Here is an 18,671-nt window from a genome sequence, read left to right on the forward strand (position 1 = left end):
CGGATTAATTTAAATGGAATGAGCCCGGTGGAATACCGAGCTCATTATATCAAAAACACTGCGTAAATTAGTCCAGCTTTTTGGGGTCAGTCCAATTTCCGATAAGCCTTTTATTATTATTTAAATCTCAAACCAAACTATAAATCTCCATCGTTTGTTAATCTTCCAAACCCAAATATATCCGTACGGTCGTCTTTCTTTCCCAAAATTATATTTCGGATCACCTGTGCGGCAATCATACTAAATGTAATACCATTTCCGCCATATCCCAATGCATAAAGCATTCTTTTTTTACCGGGCCAGCTACCGATAAATGGCAAACCATCTGCTGTAGAAGAGAAAGTACCACACCACGCCATATTGACATCGATAGCAATATCCGGATATAATTTATTGAATTTCTTGACCAGTTTTTTAACTTTTCCCTTTAACAAACGGTCCCGTTTATCAGGGTCTCTAAATTCCTCGTCTTCCCCTCCCATCATGATACGATTATCTGCGGTTGTACGCATATAGAAATAAGGTTCCGCAGTTTCCCATATTAAACTTCTTTCTTTCCAAAATTGACCTGTATGAATAGGCTTAGAAACTAAAGCATAGGTTGAATTAAGATTCATAACCTGTTTTGGCAAAAATTGACCCGCCTCAAATCCTGCGGCAATGATCACATATTTACAGCGAATCTTAAACCCATTATTCGTCACTAGTTCATACCCATTTTTCACTTCATGATAATGATCGATCTGAACTGGAGAAAAAATTGGAAGTTGATGTTTTTTTTGATGATACTTAAGAATACCGGTCGCAGACTTATAAGTATCCATTTGTGCAGATGTATCATTATATAATGCGCCAAGACCTGCAATTCCATATTCCTTCTTTAATGCTTTCCTATTTAATAAACGAACAGGAAGGTCATGTTTCACCCTCGCCTCATATTCATCTTTAATACTACTCCATCCTGCTTGATCACTTGCCAGATAACATGTTGAGACACGTTTAAAATCACCCTTCACACCTGTTTTCTCAAATACTTGCTCGATATCTGTAATGGACCTTAAACTTGCACGATAAGCGCCAACTGCACGAGCTTCACCGATGTCCTTAATCATTTCATGAAGAGGAACATCAATTTCATATTGCAACTGTGCTGTACTAGCAACTGTACTGCCATTTGATACGATTCTTTTATCAAAAATAGCACACTTTATACCGTGTTCACAGAGCTCGTGCGCAACTAGTGTTCCTGTAATACCAGAACCAATAATTGCCACATCAATTTCATAATCATTTTCTAAGGGATTGTTATAATCGTAAAGCGCATTTTTAATAATCCAAAAAGGTAATCCTGCGTATAAATCCATAAATTGTATTTACAAATACAACATTGGGTTTGGCAATTTGTTTTTTCTTAAAAGAAAAACAACACCAACAAATGAAAATAATAATTCGTATTTCCTAAAATTCAATTAGATTTGAAGGATCATTAACAGTAAATCACAGACATGAATTATCTCTATTTCTTATTATTTTGGATTTGTCAGATCGTTTCAACTATTATTTTTAAATATGGCGGAATTCACCCAAAATACCACTGGTCAGCATTAGTTGCGGGTAATATAATTCTAATCACTGCAAGCTGGTTTCTCATTCAATTATTCAAAACATTTCCACAGCCGATTGTAATTGCCTTGTGTTCAGGGGGCACATTTTTAACAGTTCAGCTGGCGATGGCTCTTGTTTTTAAACAACCTTTGACCTGGATGCAGATCCTTGGTTCTACAATCATTGTAATAGGAATGGTGCTGGTGACCTTTGGTGGAAAAGAATAAGCAGTCTAAACCGATATTCTCCATAAATTGTATCAAACTCAGTGTTTTGCAATCGATGGAGAATATTTTAAGTAATTTTAAAAGCGAAGACCAATACTTAAATAAGGACGAAATCCTTCTTTTGAAAAACCTCCAACAGCCTGAATAACTAAAAGATCAGCAGGAATAAAATAAAAGCCACCGCCATACCCCATGTGCCAGCGACTAGAGGATTCGTTTTTCATCCAAACTCTACCCACATCGTGAAAACCAATAAGTCCTACAGTGCCAGGAACCAAATAGGAATCATAACTAAAAACTTTAAAACGTAACTCAAAATTATTATAGAGCATAGTTTGTCCACTGAAACGTTTCGAGTTAAAGCCACGAAGGCTATTTTCACCTCCTAAGTGCGCATATTGAAAGATTAATGGATTACCGATCAATGTTTCAAATCCAGTGCGATTGGCAAGAGTTATCCAGTCGCTTTCATTAGTCTTATAAAAGTTGAAAATAGATCTTAATCTTATAAATTGATTATCATTGCTATTTAGCTGTGACTTTGCCTCAATCAGATTATCCCAGAAAATACCTTTTTTGGCATTATCTTTTTGATCACGACTATCGTATTGAACAGATCCTAGAATTCCTGTAAAGAAAAACTTACCAAACACAGGTATAGCTGGATTTTCTGCGGCATACTTTTCAAAAAAATGTCCCTCATTAGCTTCTTCATGGCTCATAATAAATTCTGAAGAAGAACCCATCTTCCATTTCCAGTTTTCAGCAAATTCTCTCTTCAATAAAAAGTTGGCATAAATAACGTCATATCGGTTTCTATAATATTGAATCCCACGTTCTTTACGCTGTTCATAATCTGTATTATTTCCCAAACCAAAAAAGTTTTCTTGGTTTTTAGGTCCATCAGATTCCAATTGAATCAAGAGATCATTTTTATTCCATATCGATTTAATATCGGCATTGTATTTAAAACTAAAGGACTTGCGTCCAGTTGTATAATGCGCCCAAAATTCTTGTTTAAAAGCATAAGGTTCTTTTCGAAAGCCCTGTTTTTCGATCAAATAACCAGCCCCGAACAAAAGGCCTTTATCTACTCCATATTGTAAAGAAGCCAACACACCGGTGCGATCATATTTGAAACTATTTCGATCATAACGATGCACTAAGGTATCATTTGACAATTTTAGATTTATAAAAGGCGTGTTCTTAAAATTAGGTTGAACTTCCTTATCATCATAAATATAAACAAGTTTACCATTCTCAAAATTAGGGTCTATGCGGTAATCATCCTTCCCCTTACCCCCTATCAACCGAAGCTTTATTTTCGATTTATTTTGACCACGAATATCATATACATCTGAACCATCAAGCCCATAAATCCGTAATTCTTTTGTCTCCTTCGGAAGGAATGTTCTTTTAACAAGTTTCCTTCCTTCAGATCCATCTTTCTTTTTATTTCTGATTTCTAGCTCAAGCGAACCGTCAGTATGATAGTTAAAATAGAAAAACTCATTCTTAGCTGAAGTGGCGATATCAACGTTCTTTGCTAGATCACCATAATAATCTAAAGCAGTAGACATCAGATTATCTCTTCTAGCACGTATATGACCTTTAAGCTGTTCTCCACCCAATCGTACAATAGTATCTGGCATCTGTGCTATTGCTTCATCTATGACGGCATCAGTAACAACCGTTTGTACAAATTTGATCTCCTCTTTCCAATCCTTTCTATCCAAATGGTTTAAGAAATAACGGTCAAAATGTCTTTCATTAAAATTCCACTGACCGACATTGCGAATATGATCACCAAAAGGTTGCAAGTGCGCTTTCAGCCACTGCATGGATAGTAATACCGGAAGTATACCCGATGTTTTATAATACACTTTATCACGGTCTCTTGGTACTGGACTATACACTTTCTTATCGTCAATCTTTTTAGAATCCCATCGCCAATTATCCTCATGACGATCCCAATCTCCTAAAATGAAATCAAGTAGTCTTGCACGCAATGTTAAACGCTGATCCACTTGAATATCATTATCTTCCTCCAACTTTCTTTGCGCTTTAAGTGTATTGTCAGTTTTCGCATCTTCATCCTCCAAAGGTACTCTTGGCTCAAACATATAAGCTCTATTTTTAAATACAGCACGGTGTTCTTCTAAACCAGGATCATCACCAACAAAGACCAGTTCTGGACTAGCATGTGGGATTTTTAATACACGATTAAAAGTCGGTACAGTTAGCGCTCCAAATGGATGAGCAATCGAAATCTGATCCTGAACAATATCCTTTGCAATCGTATTTCTCAAATGTTCAGGCAGACTCCTTTCCGGAAATTTATTAATAGACCTCAAAACCCATTCTCTACCCGTACTGTCTCTTAAACGTAGCGATTGTGTTTGCATACCTCCACCAAGCTTGACAACAGTAAGACCGCCAAGTTCCTTTTGAAGATGCATGACCCGCATTTTAACCGGCGTATTGTATAGTTCACGATAAGAATCACCTAACCAGAAACGATGCAACTTACTCACTTGATCATATGTAGGATCAATCATGGCAACCGCCGAATCACCTTCCATTTTAAATGACGACTGCCCACATACATGAGATACATTAGTGATGAACAATAGTGTACTTACAATGCTGTAGACATGCTTTTTAAGATGAAGGTTTTGATTATTCATACGGTAATAATTAATACGAGGTCAATTTTGAAACTAAAATACAGTAAAAAATTTAATTGCACTTCTGCTTTTCAATAGAAGTCAACAAAAATCATCACATTTGGTTGTAAGAATAGTGTTATGGGACTTGCCTTATACTTTTTCTTTTACAAATTACAATATAACTGCAGCACTGCACTTTGGATGTTTTGCCATAAAAATGCCCCCAGAAAGCATCTAACTCTTCGGGGGCAAACCTAAATATCAAATTCTTTTAATTAATCTTTCTTAACGAATTTCTTGAATTTTTTCTTTTTAGAAGGTTTCTTCTTTTGATCAGAATAACGTGTTGGATCATAAACCGGTCCTGCAGAAAAACCTTCAGGTAAATCCAATTTTTCTATGCTTGAACCGATAAGCTCTTCAATTTTTGCAAACCGCGGCTGATCTTTCTGGTTCACAAATGTAATAGCTGTTCCTGTTGTCGCCGCTCGTGCTGTACGGCCGACGCGGTGGATATAATCTTCAGGGTCTGGAGGTACATCATAATTGATAACCAAACTGATACCGACGATATCAATACCTCTGGAAATAACATCTGTACCAATTAATACATTTATCTGCTTCGCTTTGAAACGATTCATGATATCTTCACGTTGTGCTTGCTCCAAATCAGAGTGGAATGCTTCTACTGCGATACCGCTTTTATACAGATCAGTACTCAACCGTTTGACAAACTCCTTTTTGGAAGCAAAAATAATCGTACTCGTATAAGTTGGATTAGTAAGAATATGCTGTATCAATGCCGTCTTTTGGTCATCATAAACCATATAAACTTGCTGATTAATTCCTTCAGAAGGTTTTGATAAGGCAATATTAATCTCGGTCGGATCATGTAAGATCTGCTTAGCCAATGTCCTGATTTTACCTGGCATCGTCGCTGAAAATAAAAGATTCTGTCTCTTTTTTGGCAAAAAGCTGATGATCTTCATAATATCTTCATGAAATCCCATATCGAGCATACGGTCTGCTTCATCCAATATGAAATGTTTTACTTTATTAAAATGAAGTTTTCCTGATGCTAAATGCGCTATTAAACGTCCAGGAGTAGCAACAATAATATTTGCTCCTTCCTTAATTGCTGTCCGTTGCTGTTCATAATCCATGCCATTTCCACCACCATAAACAGCAATTGAAGTTGCCCCCGTGAAATAGCCAAGCCCCATGATTTGCTGATCAATTTGCAAAGCGAGCTCTCTGGTAGGAACTAAAATTAAAGTATTTATATAATCGGATTGTTCTTCAGCTATTTTATGTAAAACAGGCAATAAATAAGAAGCTGTCTTCCCTGTGCCAGTCTGCGCGCAAGCGATCAGATCTTTATGTTGCAACACAACAGGTATGGCCTGTTCCTGTATGGGTGTTGCATCTTCATATCCCATGCTATCTAAGCCTTCTTCCAATGAAGGTGCTAAACCAAATTCTGTGAATTTCAATATTTTTTTCTTTTACTGTAAAAATCAGGATAATGTAGGCTTTTTTTTCTAATTTACCGCATAGAAAATCCAAAAGATTGATTTTTTACTGGAAAATTCATCAATTAGCTGGGAATTATTAAATTAATTTAATGCTAAATAAATAATTGAAAAAATCTACGTAAGGTAATGAATTAAAAAAGGTCCAATACGTTACATATTAGACCCCCTCTGTATAAACCTAAATTAGAAATGCGAATTAGTCTTTTTTCACAAAATAGCGATGCTCAATAACTTCTACACGTTCTACATCGTCTTCAATGGCTTTTTTTATTGCACATTTTCCAGTTATACCACGGTAAACTAAAGCACCACCCAAAGATAATCCAGAAAGTGCCGTTAGTGGATGTTTAATCAAATACCGAACACCTGCACCTAATATAAAACCTCCAGCCACAACAGAAAGGATACGTTCTGAAGTCTCAATAGTACCATTCTCACATTCTTCGTCTATTTTACTTTTTACTTTGCTTATTACTTTATCTACTATCGCGCCCATATGTATAAAATTTATAAGTTCTTCTGTAATTAATAACAAGCAGTACACTATTTTGTTTTTGTTTACTAATAATTATTCCGTTCTTTGGCCACACAATGTTGCAACGATGGAAATTATAGGGTACACTTTGTCTATTTTCATCGGTATCACCCTCGGATTAATCGGTGCTGGTGGTTCCATATTGACAGTACCAGTCTTAGTCTACCTATTCCATATACATCCTACATTAGCAACGTCCTATTCCCTATTTATTGTTGGAAGTACAAGTTTCATAGGAAGTTTCATCAAAACAAAGGAAAAATGTGTAAATTTCCGGGCAACATTATACTTCGGAATTTCCTCTGTTATCGTTGTACTTTTAGTCCGTAAAGTTTTACTGGTCCATATACCCGAAGTTATTCTAGAGATCAACCATTATCAGCTTACAAAATCAACATTAACCATGATCTCATTTGCTACATTGATGCTCGGATCTTCGTGGAGTATGATAAAAAACAAGAAAATTCAATCTAGCCCTCACCATCCAGTTAAACAACATACCATTAAGATGATTGCATGGGGCATTGGAATTGGACTTGTAACCGGTTTTTTAGGTGCTGGAGGAGGATTTCTGATCATACCGGCCTTAGTTATATTGCTCCATATGCCTATACGTATAGCAATAGGCACATCATTATCAATCATTACGATCAATTCTCTTATTGGTTTTCTAGGCGATATCGATCATATAACGATAGACTGGCATTTTCTGTTCAAGTTGCTTACCATAACAACCTTGGGTGTTGGAATAGGAAATCAACTTCAGAAAAAAATTCAAACAGATCATCTAAAGCCCATATTCGGCTGGTTTATATTTATTGTTGGTATTTATATTTTAATTAAAGAACTCTTTTAGCTACATTTAATAGCAATGGCAAGTAAATTGCAGGAGTACATTAAACTGTAACCATAATCTAATATGCTGGTAAAAAAATACTCTGGAGAACTAGTTCCATTTAATAGTGACAGCTTACGTCATTCTTTAACGCGATCTGGTGCCAACAATGAACAAGTTGAAAAAGTTTATACACAAATCAAAGAAAAACTATTTGACGGGATAAGCACAAGAGAGCTATATCAGTTAGCTTTTGAAGCACTAAAATCGCAAAGAAATTCTTTTGCAGCTCGATATAGCCTAAAAAAAGCACTTCGTGAATTAGGTCCTGAAGGTTTTTATTTCGAAAAATGGATCGCACGCTTATTTCAAGAATATGGTTTTGAAAGTACCACAGGACAAACAATCCAAGGCCACGCAGTTTCTCACGAGATAGACGTTGTCGCATCGAAAGGAAACGAGATGTTGGCCATAGAGTGCAAATTTCGAAATGATATAGATGCGAAAATTTCAGTGACAACTCCCATGTATTTCTTATCCCGATTTAAAGATATCAGTGATATATCCTATCATTTCTTCGGTCAAAATAAAAAATTCACGCAAGGATGGCTCGTTACCAATGCCTATTTAACTTCAGACTCCAAAGACTTTGGTAAGTACTATAACGTCAATTTTCTTTCATGGGACTATCCAATAGACAATAGCATAAAAAAAAGAGTGGATAAAGCTGTTTTTTATCCTGTAACCTGTCTCACAACCCTTACAGATGTAGAAGAGAAAACTTTATTACAGAACCAGATCATACTCGTGAAAGATATTATCAATAATAAAGAAGCACTCAAGTCGCTAAAATTAGACTCCGAAAAGTTAAGGTTAGTACTTGAAGAGGCTAGAGAATTAATTGACTATAAACTTGAAGAAGAGTAAAAGCAAAGCTTTAGTACGCACCTACTTAGCCTTCAAAACCAAAATAAAGTTCTTATTGTCGCCTTATTCTTTAAGAAATAAAGCGACAATAAGATATAAAATAATCTACTTTCAATAATCTACTAACAGAAAAAAATCAACACATTTCTTCCAATTCCATTAAGAAAATTAGATAACACTTATGATAGATCAATCGGATAATAAATATCACCATAAATTTTTAAATCATCCAGCACAACAGGATTTTCAAATATTCCAAACACAGAAGAACCTGAGCCCGACATCGCGGCATATAATGCGCCAGATGAATACATTGCATCTTTAAGTTCCTTAATTTTAGGAAATTGCTCGAATATAGTTAGTTCAAAATCATTGTTCAGATAATACTTCCATTCCTGGATTGGCAACTGAATAATGGACCTTAAATCAAACTCAGGAGTTTTGGCAACAACTCCGCTATAAGCCTCAACGGTAGATATGTGAATATTAGGATTCACTATAACAATATAGTATGCGCTCAAATTGACCTCAATAGGAGCAAAATCAGTCCCAATACCAGTTGCATACACCGGTTTATTTTCAATAAAAAATGGACAGTCTGCGCCCAGCTGCTTTGCATAATTTTCCAGTTGTACAACAGATAGTTGCAGCTCAAATTGATCATTTAGCATTTTAAGCACATAAGCTGCATCTGCAGATCCACCACCCATGCCAGCTCCGATTGGTATTCTTTTTAATAAATGAATAGCAACCGAAGGAATATCAAAATCTTGTTGAATTAAATGATATGCACGCTCACATAAATTCATACCCTTTCCAGGGATCACAATACCCTCCGACGAAAAAGTTGTACTACCGGAACTTAGTGGAACAATTTCAACAGCGTCATACAGGTTAACGGGGTAAAAGATCGTCTCTAAATCATGATAACCATCAGGTCGCTTACCTACAATATGAAGACCCAAGTTTATTTTAGCATTTGGAAAAGATAGCATAAAAGATATTTAATAAAGATCAGTGATAAAATTATGGATTCTATGTTAATATTCAAAAGTACCTGCTAACCAGATAGGAACTGTAAATTCTTCAATGAGATGTGCTAATTTATAATTTTTATAATTATCTACGGTCAACCAAGTTGCTTCTTCAAGCTCTGCCTGTGGTATTATAACTAATTTTTCCTTAAACTCAATTCTAAAAACGTCACCTCTAACGAGCGTATCAGCTTCATTAACTGCTTCGGTTTCATGAAAGCCCATATATTCTAAATCTCGTGATAAAATATCCAGATCTAATTCTTCTTTTAGCTCGCGAATAAGGGCTTGAGAAGATAGCTCACCTTTTTCAATTTTACCACCAGGCATCATAAAATAGGATGAGCCTTTTTTTCTTACAACCAAAAGCCTATTATCAGCATCAACAATCATTGCACCTGCTAAATAAATCTTATTCATAGTTTCTCGTTTTAAGATGCCATAAGTGGCATCATGTTATAAAGTAAAAAGCGACTATTTCCATAATCGCTTTTTATATATTCATTTCTAACACTATTATGTATCTAAACCTTTTAAAAGTGTTAAATATCTTTCAATAGCTTCTCGCTTTTTAGCTGTAAGATGATAGTTCAAACTTGATGTAAGATAATGATGGTAATCAAAATCTTTATATTCTGGCAATCCTGGAATCACAGCTTCAGGATGCGAAACTCCCAGTTTTAAAGCTTCATTAAATGAAGTGATAAATGCTTCCGGTAACTGCTTTTTACTGACCCAAACTGCGAACGCAAAAGGAAGACCTGTAAATTCTTTCCAGGTAAGTCCAAGATCGTAAACATAAGGGACTTCATTCTTTTTGCCAAATGTTCGGTCTCCTATCAAGACATAAGCATCCGCCTCATCTATATTGGCAACAAGTTTAACTTGACGCTTCCAGTGATGCTTTAACAACACGCGTGCTAAACCATTAGAAGTGCGTGATTGCTGATCCAGATATAATGTCTGGATTTCTTCAATCGGTTTATGGGAAAAAATAAAAACCGAATCAACAGCCCCATCTGTACCGATACAGTATTCGGTGATGATATGCGCTTGAGGAAGACTTAATAACGCCGCTATGGGAATAATCCCCAAATCAGCTTTATCATCAATTACTTTCTGGGCACATACACTCGGATTATCCAAGCTCAATTCGATCTGATCTAAAACTGCAGATTGTCTAATCCCATTTAAAAACGGCAATGTATTCGTATACGAAACTGCCGATACTCTCACTTTATCCATTTGTCAATACCTCTAGATGTTTCGTATTATAATAGTCAATGATTTCAAATTGATCATTATCATACGTTAATTTATATAAGGCAGTGTTTGTATGAGGAAATTCATCCATTTTTGAGGCATCTACACCTGTCAATAGGCAAAGAATAATACGTAAGGCACGACCGTGCATACAGACAAGTACGGTTTCTTCATGCTCTTGTTTAACCATATGTGCTATGGCATCACTTTGACGTAACATCAATGCATTAGGAGATTCCCCCTCATCTACACTGACATCCAATTCACCATTTTTCCATGCTGATACCAGCGCATTGAATCCACTCATGATAGATTCGTCTTGCTCTTTACCTTCGTAGATTCCCCAACTAATTTCATCTAAGCCCTCGAGCTCTTGCCAAGAAATACCATCTTTAATAAAAGATTCTACTGTTTGATGTGTTCTCAACAAGGTTGAGGTATAAATTTTATCAAACGGGATATCTTTATAAGCATCATAAAAAGCTTGAGCCTGTGCCAATCCCGTTTCATTTAGAGGAGAATTCACGCCACGTCCCTGAACAATACCTTTCAAATTCAGATCAGTTTGTCCATGGCGAATAAAATAAAAAGTCTTTTTCAAAATATATCTTAATTATTTACAACAGGAAGTGCATAATAATTCTTCTTCTTGCTATCGTCTTCAAAAACCACATCCTTGTAATCTGTGACAACATGATATAAGGTATCACGCTCTATTGGATGACGTCCTACCTTTCTAATCAACTCAACCAACTGTTGCGTCGACATACCGGGATTCTGTTCCTCCGCTCCTGCCATACTGTAAATCTTCGTCGTATCATCCAGTGTTCCATCGATATCATCAACACCAAATGCTAAGGACATTTGTGCAGTATCCCTTGAAATCATTGCCCAATACGCTTTTATATGATCAAAATTATCTAGATAAATACGTGCTATCGCATAATTTCTTAAATCTTCAATCACAGAAACCTCAGAAATATGTGACATTTGATTTTCTTTATTTCTAAATTTCAATGGAATAAAGGTTTGAAAACCGCCAGTCTTATCTTGCAACTGACGAAGTCTTTCCATATGATCTACACGATGCCAAAATTGCTCGATATGACCATAAAGCATGGTTGCATTGGTATGCATTCCCAACTTATGTGCCTGTTCGTGGATATCCAACCACTGTTCAGCAGTACATTTATCATGGGCAATCTGTTCTCTGATCTCCGGATGGAAAATTTCAGCCCCACCACCTGGCATCGAATCCAAACCACAAGATTGCAAATACTTCATACCTTCATAATGACTCAATTTAGCCTTTTTGAAAATATAATAATATTCCACAGGAGTCAATCCTTTAATATGCAATTCCGGACGATGTGCTTTACATTTTTTAAAGAACTCCGCATAAAAATCAAGATTTTGCTTCGGCACCACACCACCTGTAATATGTACTTCCGTTACAGCTTCATCATCATACTTCTTCACGATATCCATCATGCCTTCCACATCCATTTCCCATCCTTCAGCACGTTCCTTGATCATACGGGAATATGAACAGAATTTACAATCGTAAACACATACATTAGTAGGCTCAATATGAAAATTACGATTAAAAAATGTGATATCCCCGTGTCTTTTCTCACGAATAAAATTCGCCAAAACACCTAAATAACCCAATTCTGCTTTTTCATAAAGGTATACCCCTTCATCAAATGTGATGCGTTCCTCTTGCAACACTTTATTCGCTATAATTCTTAACTCACTATCCAAAAGCGGATTAGAAATTAAGAAATTTAATTTTTCTTTAGCATCCATTAGCATGTCTCCTAGTCTATAACAAATGTACCAAAAACAAGGCTAAATTCGTAGAATTTAGCCTTGTTTTTGGTACTGCAATATATGTTGAACAACAATTAATCTGTGAACTGTTGCATATCTATTAATTTCCGGTATAAACCCTCCTGCTGAATCAATTCACTATGGCTACCTGATTCCACAATTTGACCAGCATCAATTACGACAATTGTGTCGGCGCTCTGAATCGTACTTAGACGGTGTGCAATAACAACTGTAGTACGATTTTCCATCAACTTATATAAGGAATCCTGAACCAATTTCTCAGATTCAGTATCCAAAGCTGATGTTGCTTCATCAAGCAACATAATGGGAGGATTTTTTAAAACAGCACGGGCAATACATATACGTTGGCGCTGCCCTCCAGAAAGTTTAGCCCCTCGATCACCGATATTTGTTTCATAACCCAATTCTGTTTTTAAAATAAATTCATGAGCATTCGCGATTTTTGCAGCAGCTTCAACCTCTTCCTGCGTAGCAGAAGTATTAGAGAAAGTAATATTATTAAAAATCGTGTCATTAAACAAAATGGATTCTTGATTAACTACTCCAATCATCGTGCGCAAAGACTCTTGATCGAGATCTCTTAAGTCTATTCCGTCAAAAAGAATCTGACCGCCGGTTACATCCATAAACCGTGGTATCAGATCTACCAGTGTAGATTTACCGCCCCCGGATGGGCCTACAAGCGCAATTGTCTTACCTTTTTCAATAGTCAAATTGATATTCTTCAAGATGTTCTTTTCACCATAAGAAAAATCAACCTGTTGAAATTCAATCGCTTCTTTAAAATCAGTAACTTCTTTAGCATTAGGCTTATCAGTAACTTCACTTTTGGTATCAATCAATTCCAGTACACGCTCACCAGCAGCGATACCATTATGAATATTGCTAAATGCATCAGTTAATGCTTTTGCAGGACGCATAACTTGGGAGAATATCGCGATATATGCAATAAATTCCGACGCACCAAATTCATCACTACCTGACAAAACTAAATTTCCACCATATAATAAAATAATCGCCACCATGATTACACCTAACAATTCGGATACTGGCGAACCCATCTGTTGCCGTCTTGCCATAGCACGCATAATACCGGCATAACGATCGTTCTCATCATTGAAGCGTTTTTTAACAAAATTTGTTCCATTAAAAGCCTTAACAATACGGGCTCCTGATAAAGCCTCATCTAAAAAGGAAATCATATTCGCATAGGAGGTTTGTCCTGCGATAGCTTGCGCCTTTAATGTCTTAACAATCTTCGATATAAAAAATGCAGAAACAGGGATGACCAACATGGCAAAAAGAGTCAACTTGGTCGATATAGCAAATAGCATAACTAAATATGCAATAAGTTGAAGCGGTTCTTTAAAGGCTACTTGCAAAGTGCCTGTCACAGAAAACTGTACCACCTGAACATCTGAGGCTATTTTTGAAATAATATCTCCCTTTCTTTGTCCATTAAAATAACCTAAATGCAGATCCATCACATTATTAAAAACCGTTTTCCGTAAATTCAATAAAGTATGAATACGTAAGTTTTCCATGATTCTTTGAGATAAGTAACGGAATAAATTACTAATGAATACAGAAAATACAATAACGATACAAACATATTTTAACGCTCCATAAGGCCCTAATTCTTGATTTGCTAAACTTGCATAGTAATTAAAATAGCCAAGAATGTCAAATCCTTCAGGTTTTACTAATACTGTGTGAGCAGAAACTTGCTCCGTATTAAAAAGTGTTTGCAATAAAGGAGCTAACAAGGCCAAGTTTAATGTACTGAATACAACTGTAATTAATGTACAGATAATATACGGAATAGCATATTTCTCAATGGGTTTGGCAAAAGAAAGTAATCTAAAGTATGTTTTCATTTATGATATTAAGGTAGCAAAAATACTAAAATTACGCGCAATATATAAGGAATACTTTAAAGGAATGAAATCTTGCACTTGGATGATATTAAAAATTTAATTCAATAAACACCAATTTAAACGACATTATACTAGTATTTTAATAGAAAAAGCCTAATTTAGTCCTTGTAAATTGTAAAATACCAGAACATAATGCAAATAGAAGTTGCCAAAAGGTTGCAACAAACCGAAGAATATTATTTCTCAAAAAAATTAAGAGAGATTGATGAGCTCAATAAAGCAGGTGCTCGCGTGATTAATTTAGGCATCGGAAGCCCCGACTTACCTCCTCACCCTGAAGTTATTCAGACCTTGACGACAGAAGCGGCTAAAACCAATGTACATGGCTATCAGAACTATAAAGGTTCACCTATTTTGAGGCAAGCAATTGCAGATTGGTATCAACGTTATTATCAGGCAACATTCAATCCAAATACAGAAATTTTACCTTTAATAGGCTCTAAGGAAGGTATTGTTCACATTTGCATGACTTACTTACAAGAAGGTGATGAGGTTTTAATACCAAATCCGGGATATCCTGCGTATGCGGCAGCAGTACGGCTAAGTGGAGCCACGGCAATTACCTATGATTTATCTGAAGAAACAGATTGGTTACCTGATCTTAAAAAGCTTTCTGAAAACGATTTATCAAAAGTAAAATTAATGTGGATCAACTACCCGCATATGCCAACTGGTTCGAGTGCAAACGAAGGATTTTATCTTGAATTGATTGCTTTTGCAAAGGCAAACCATATTTTAATCTGCCACGACAATCCTTATAGTTTTATCTTGACAGACAGCCCTAAAAGCATTATGTCTATTGAAGGTGCAAAAGATGTTGCCTTGGAACTTAATTCATTAAGCAAATCCTCCAATATGGCCGGATGGCGAATCGGTATGTTAGTGGGTGCAGAGTCACGGATCAATGAAGTATTACGTTTTAAAAGCAACATGGATTCGGGAATGTTCTTACCAGCTCAATTAGCAGCGGCCAAGGCATTGCAGTTGGATCAAACATGGTATCAAGATTTAAATGCAATCTATCACGAAAGAAGACAGTTGGTTTTCGAAATCATGAACCTGTTGGGCTGTACATATAAAAAGAATCAGGTCGGTTTATTTGTGTGGGCCAAAATTCCAGATAATTACGAATCAGGCTACACGTTAAGTGATGAGGTGTTAGATCTATCACGTGTCTTTATTACTCCCGGAGGTATATTCGGAAGTGCTGGAAACACCTATATTAGAATAAGTTTATGTGCCTCAGTTGAAGTATTAAAAGAAGCAATTGCTAGAATAGAACAAGCAAAACAAACGAATTAAGATTGAAATAACATGATGAATATAGCCATTATTGGCGTCGGTTTAATTGGTGGCTCCGTCGCCATGAAACTAAAAGAAAAAAAATTCTGTGATCAGGTTTTTGGTATTGACAAAAGCGATGCTAATCTAACGAAAGCATTGCAAATAGGCTTCATTGATCAAAAGGCAACATTAGAGGAAGCTTTAGAAAAATGTAAAGTGATCATTCTCACAGCTCCAGTTGATGCGATAATCACATTAGCGCCCAAATTATTGGATCTCGTAAAAGATCAAGTCATCATTGACATGGGCTCTACCAAACTAAATATTTTACAGTTAATCTCGGAACACCCTAATCGTGGCCGCTATGTTGCCGCCCATCCAATGGCTGGTACCGAATATTCAGGCCCCGAAGCAGCATTACCAAATTTGTTTAAAGATAAAATGATGGTTTACGTTGAGGCATTTAAATCTGATGAAGATGCGTTCGAATTAACAGATTCCATTACCGAACAACTGGAAATGCGGACGTCATTTATGACTGCAGAGGAGCATGATACACACACAGCCTATGTTTCCCATATTTCTCACCTGACTTCTTTTGCTCTAGCGCTAACTGTTTTAGAGAAAGAGAAATCGCAGGGTCGAATATTTGAATTGGCAGGATCTGGTTTTGAATCAACGGTACGCTTAGCAAAAAGCTCACCGGATATGTGGACACCTATTTTCAAACAGAACAGAGTTAATGTACTCGAAGTGTTAGAGGAAAACATCAAGCAGCTGCAGGCTTTAAAAGATGCCATCCAAGATGAAAATTACACTCAATTACACAAATTGATTAAAAAATCAAATAAGATTAAACGTATTATTAAATAAAACCCACTTGCTCCAACTGGCAAAGGCGAATTATTGTTTCATACAAAGTAATGAGAAGAAAGCATAGGAACTCGCAAGGTTCCTATTTTCTTTTTTATAAAAAAAGATCACAGGATCATCGATCTGCTGTTGTCTGTTTAACACCGTTTGTTTCAGTTATATTGCTTTCAATTACTGATATGGATTTCATCCACGACGTATAAACATATCGGAATAAATAAATGCTGCCCCATCAACTACCAATACTTAAATAATAGTGAGAGCTTACGATCAATTACCAGTAGAATTAGAAGTATTTTCTAAGAAATAGCATAAAATATTTTGGTTTGTAAAAAGCAAGGCATATATTTGCAACGTAGTTCAAATAGAAATACATCTAATCAACACCTCTTAATCAGGTCTTGATTTATAAAGAAGTGGCGAGAGACTGGCTCAATGACCCACTGGCAACCTTCAAAATACGTTTGAAAAGGTGCCAATTCCTGTCCAAAGTAATATTGCTTTGGAGGATATAAATGAAACGACAAATGATAATAACATTACAACAAAACAAGAAGGTAAATTCTAGCACCAACGTAACAGATACAAATATTCCATCAAAACAGATGCGAATGCTTTTGCACATGTTTACGTTTTCTTGTTAATCAATCTTTTTTAAAATTTATTGATTTCAAGTACATATCCATGTGCACAATCTCACCCCTATTTTTTATTAACGAATCTTCAACTAATTAATTATAACTACAATGTCTACAAATAAAAATTTAAAATTCGAAACACTTCAAGTGCATGCTGGTCAAGTTGCCGATCCAACAACTGGAGCGCGTGCAGTACCTATATACCAAACCAGTTCATACGTATTTGAAAATGCAGAACATGGAGCAAACTTATTTGCATTAAAACAATTTGGAAACATCTATACACGTCTGATGAATCCAACAACAGATGTATTTGAGAAACGTATTGCTGCATTGGAAGGTGGTATCGCCGCTGTAGCAGTCGCTTCTGGACAGGCGGCACAATTCATTGCATTAAATAATATCGTAGAAGCTGGTGAAAATTTTGTTTCCAGCAGTAATGTATACGGTGGTACATATAATCAATTTAAAGTAGCATTTAAAAGAATTGGTATTGAAGTACGTTTTACTAAAGAAACAACCGCCGAGGAGTTTGAATCACTAATCGATGAAAACACAAAAGCTATATACTTAGAAACAATTGGAAACCCAAGTTACGATATTCCAGATTTTGATAAGATAGCAGCTGTCGCTAGAAAACATGACTTACCACTTATCGTAGACAATACTTTTGGAGCTGGTGGATATCTATTTAAACCTCTTGAACACGGCGCTTCTGTAGTTGTAGAGTCTGCAACAAAATGGATTGGTGGTCACGGTACAAGTATTGGTGGTGTCATTGTAGATGGTGGTACTTACAACTGGGGAAATGGTAAATTCAAACAGTTTTCTGAACCTTCAGAAGGCTACCATGGATTAGTTTTTTCAGATGTTTTTGGCGTTAATGGCCCATTTGGAAACATTCAATTTGCAATCCGCGCACGTGTTGAAGGACTACGTGATTTTGGACCAGCTATTTCACCCTTCAATTCATTCCAATTGATCCAGGGCTTAGAAACATTATCGCTTCGTGTTCAGCGTCATGTAGACAACACATTAGAAATTGCGAAATGGTTAGAAGCCCATCCGCAAGTGGAAAAAGTGAATTATCCAGGGTTAAAAAGCTCTCCTAGCTTTGCAAATGCGCAAAAATATTTAAAAAATGGATATGGTGCTGTTCTTTCATTCCAAATAAAAGGTGACGTGACAAAAGCCGATGCTTTTATTGATAGCTTAGAGCTAATAAGTCATCTCGCAAATGTGGGTGATACGAAGTCATTAATCATACACCCTGCGGCGACTACACATCAACAACTGAGCGAAGAAGCTCAAAAAGCTGCAGGTGTATTTGTAGGATTATTACGTCTATCTGTCGGTATCGAACATATTGACGATATCAAAGCAGATTTACAGCAGGCCTTCGATAAAATTAAATAATTTCAGATAGCACTATTATATAAAAGCGTAAAAAAAACT

At 36.1% G+C, this 18,671-nt stretch carries 16 protein-coding genes and 1 riboswitch; of the genes, 6 read left to right on the forward strand and 10 right to left on the reverse strand.

The features are described 5' to 3' along the window. Window positions 1-137 precede the first annotated feature (137 nt). Window positions 138-1,364 (reverse strand): NAD(P)/FAD-dependent oxidoreductase, encoded by a 1,227-nt coding sequence (locus tag EDF66_RS23365; RefSeq protein WP_132845468.1) that lies wholly within the window; start codon window positions 1,362-1,364, stop codon window positions 138-140. Window positions 1,365-1,505: 141 nt separating this feature from the next. On the opposite strand from EDF66_RS23365, the gene EDF66_RS23370 reads away from it, so the two are divergent. Then, window positions 1,506-1,832 carry a hypothetical protein gene (locus EDF66_RS23370; RefSeq protein WP_132768442.1) on the forward strand — a complete coding sequence of 109 codons (327 nt, stop codon included), beginning with the start codon at window positions 1,506-1,508 and terminating at the stop codon, window positions 1,830-1,832. A gap of 77 nt (window positions 1,833-1,909) precedes the next feature. Here EDF66_RS23370 and EDF66_RS23375 read toward each other — a convergent pair whose 3' ends face one another. From EDF66_RS23375 to EDF66_RS23385, 3 genes are all read right to left on the reverse strand, one after another. Further along, window positions 1,910-4,519 (reverse strand): hypothetical protein, encoded by a 2,610-nt coding sequence (locus tag EDF66_RS23375; protein WP_132845470.1) that lies wholly within the window; start codon window positions 4,517-4,519, stop codon window positions 1,910-1,912. Between the two features lie 257 nt (window positions 4,520-4,776). Then, window positions 4,777-5,994 carry a DEAD/DEAH box helicase gene (locus tag EDF66_RS23380; RefSeq protein WP_132845471.1) on the reverse strand — a complete coding sequence of 406 codons (1,218 nt, stop codon included), beginning with the start codon at window positions 5,992-5,994 and terminating at the stop codon, window positions 4,777-4,779. 238 nt (window positions 5,995-6,232) lie between these two features. Further along, window positions 6,233-6,532, reverse strand: a complete 300-nt coding sequence (locus tag EDF66_RS23385; protein ID WP_021189673.1) for a DUF2892 domain-containing protein — start codon at window positions 6,530-6,532, stop codon at window positions 6,233-6,235. 106 nt (window positions 6,533-6,638) lie between these two features. Here EDF66_RS23385 and EDF66_RS23390 point away from each other — a divergent pair, with 106 nt between their 5' ends. Both EDF66_RS23390 and EDF66_RS23395 read left to right on the forward strand, forming a co-directional pair. Next, window positions 6,639-7,427, forward strand: coding sequence for a sulfite exporter TauE/SafE family protein (locus tag EDF66_RS23390; RefSeq protein WP_132845472.1), 789 nt, complete (start codon window positions 6,639-6,641; stop codon window positions 7,425-7,427). A 63-nt stretch (window positions 7,428-7,490) separates the two neighbouring features. Further along, window positions 7,491-8,333: an ATP cone domain-containing protein gene (locus EDF66_RS23395; RefSeq protein WP_132845474.1), complete on the forward strand. Its 843-nt coding sequence runs from the start codon at window positions 7,491-7,493 to the stop codon at window positions 8,331-8,333. A gap of 179 nt (window positions 8,334-8,512) precedes the next feature. Here the strand turns inward: EDF66_RS23395 and ispE are convergent, their stop codons facing one another. From ispE to EDF66_RS23425, 6 genes are all read right to left on the reverse strand, one after another. After that, complete coding sequence (gene ispE, locus EDF66_RS23400) at window positions 8,513-9,328, reverse strand: 4-(cytidine 5'-diphospho)-2-C-methyl-D-erythritol kinase (RefSeq protein ID WP_132845476.1); 816 nt, start codon at window positions 9,326-9,328, stop codon at window positions 8,513-8,515. Window positions 9,329-9,373: 45 nt separating this feature from the next. After that, window positions 9,374-9,787, reverse strand: a complete 414-nt coding sequence (locus EDF66_RS23405) for an NUDIX hydrolase (RefSeq protein WP_243656124.1) — start codon at window positions 9,785-9,787, stop codon at window positions 9,374-9,376. Between the two features lie 96 nt (window positions 9,788-9,883). After that, complete coding sequence (locus EDF66_RS23410; protein ID WP_132845478.1) at window positions 9,884-10,612, reverse strand: menaquinone biosynthetic enzyme MqnA/MqnD family protein; 729 nt, start codon at window positions 10,610-10,612, stop codon at window positions 9,884-9,886. Next, the gene (locus EDF66_RS23415; RefSeq protein WP_021189679.1) at window positions 10,605-11,231 is read right to left on the reverse strand and encodes a histidine phosphatase family protein; all 627 of its coding nucleotides are present in this window, start codon (window positions 11,229-11,231) and stop codon (window positions 10,605-10,607) included. Before EDF66_RS23415 ends, EDF66_RS23410 begins: the two co-directional genes overlap by 8 nt. Window positions 11,232-11,239: 8 nt before the next feature. Beyond that, entirely contained in the window at window positions 11,240-12,439 is a 1,200-nt protein-coding gene (mqnE, locus tag EDF66_RS23420; protein ID WP_132845479.1) for an aminofutalosine synthase MqnE, read from the reverse strand. Between the two features lie 98 nt (window positions 12,440-12,537). Next, on the reverse strand, window positions 12,538-14,361 hold the full coding sequence (locus EDF66_RS23425) for an ABC transporter ATP-binding protein (RefSeq protein WP_132845481.1): 1,824 nt from the start codon (window positions 14,359-14,361) through the stop codon (window positions 12,538-12,540). A 192-nt stretch (window positions 14,362-14,553) separates the two neighbouring features. Between EDF66_RS23425 and EDF66_RS23430 the strand changes: the two genes are divergently transcribed. The 3 genes from EDF66_RS23430 to EDF66_RS23440 all read left to right on the forward strand — a co-directional run bounded on the left by EDF66_RS23430 (window position 14,554) and on the right by EDF66_RS23440 (window position 18,632). Next, window positions 14,554-15,723, forward strand: coding sequence for a pyridoxal phosphate-dependent aminotransferase (locus EDF66_RS23430; protein ID WP_021189681.1), 1,170 nt, complete (start codon window positions 14,554-14,556; stop codon window positions 15,721-15,723). A 12-nt stretch (window positions 15,724-15,735) separates the two neighbouring features. Then, window positions 15,736-16,578: a prephenate dehydrogenase gene (locus EDF66_RS23435; RefSeq protein ID WP_243656125.1), complete on the forward strand. Its 843-nt coding sequence runs from the start codon at window positions 15,736-15,738 to the stop codon at window positions 16,576-16,578. Between the two features lie 403 nt (window positions 16,579-16,981). Beyond that, window positions 16,982-17,096, forward strand: a riboswitch (SAM riboswitch). A 228-nt stretch (window positions 17,097-17,324) separates the two neighbouring features. Next, window positions 17,325-18,632: an O-acetylhomoserine aminocarboxypropyltransferase/cysteine synthase family protein gene (locus EDF66_RS23440; protein WP_132845483.1), complete on the forward strand. Its 1,308-nt coding sequence runs from the start codon at window positions 17,325-17,327 to the stop codon at window positions 18,630-18,632. Window positions 18,633-18,671: the final 39 nt, after the last annotated feature.

The organism is Sphingobacterium sp. JUb20 (assembly GCF_004342035.1).
GTDB classification, from domain to species: domain Bacteria; phylum Bacteroidota; class Bacteroidia; order Sphingobacteriales; family Sphingobacteriaceae; genus Sphingobacterium; species Sphingobacterium anhuiense.

Coding starts and splice junctions, on each gene's coding strand:
- EDF66_RS23365 (WP_132845468.1), bottom strand. CDS start 1,364: ATGGATTTATACGCAGGATTACCTTTTTGGATTATTAAAAATGCGCTT.
- EDF66_RS23370 (WP_132768442.1), top strand. CDS start 1,506: ATGAATTATCTCTATTTCTTATTATTTTGGATTTGTCAGATCGTTTCA.
- EDF66_RS23375 (WP_132845470.1), bottom strand. CDS start 4,519: ATGAATAATCAAAACCTTCATCTTAAAAAGCATGTCTACAGCATTGTA.
- EDF66_RS23385 (WP_021189673.1), bottom strand. CDS start 6,532: ATGGGCGCGATAGTAGATAAAGTAATAAGCAAAGTAAAAAGTAAAATA.
- EDF66_RS23390 (WP_132845472.1), top strand. CDS start 6,639: ATGGAAATTATAGGGTACACTTTGTCTATTTTCATCGGTATCACCCTC.
- EDF66_RS23395 (WP_132845474.1), top strand. CDS start 7,491: ATGCTGGTAAAAAAATACTCTGGAGAACTAGTTCCATTTAATAGTGAC.
- ispE (WP_132845476.1), bottom strand. CDS start 9,328: ATGCTATCTTTTCCAAATGCTAAAATAAACTTGGGTCTTCATATTGTA.
- EDF66_RS23405 (WP_243656124.1), bottom strand. CDS start 9,787: ATGAATAAGATTTATTTAGCAGGTGCAATGATTGTTGATGCTGATAAT.
- EDF66_RS23410 (WP_132845478.1), bottom strand. CDS start 10,612: ATGGATAAAGTGAGAGTATCGGCAGTTTCGTATACGAATACATTGCCG.
- mqnE (WP_132845479.1), bottom strand. CDS start 12,439: ATGGATGCTAAAGAAAAATTAAATTTCTTAATTTCTAATCCGCTTTTG.
- EDF66_RS23425 (WP_132845481.1), bottom strand. CDS start 14,361: ATGAAAACATACTTTAGATTACTTTCTTTTGCCAAACCCATTGAGAAA.
- EDF66_RS23430 (WP_021189681.1), top strand. CDS start 14,554: ATGCAAATAGAAGTTGCCAAAAGGTTGCAACAAACCGAAGAATATTAT.
- EDF66_RS23435 (WP_243656125.1), top strand. CDS start 15,736: ATGATGAATATAGCCATTATTGGCGTCGGTTTAATTGGTGGCTCCGTC.
- EDF66_RS23440 (WP_132845483.1), top strand. CDS start 17,325: ATGTCTACAAATAAAAATTTAAAATTCGAAACACTTCAAGTGCATGCT.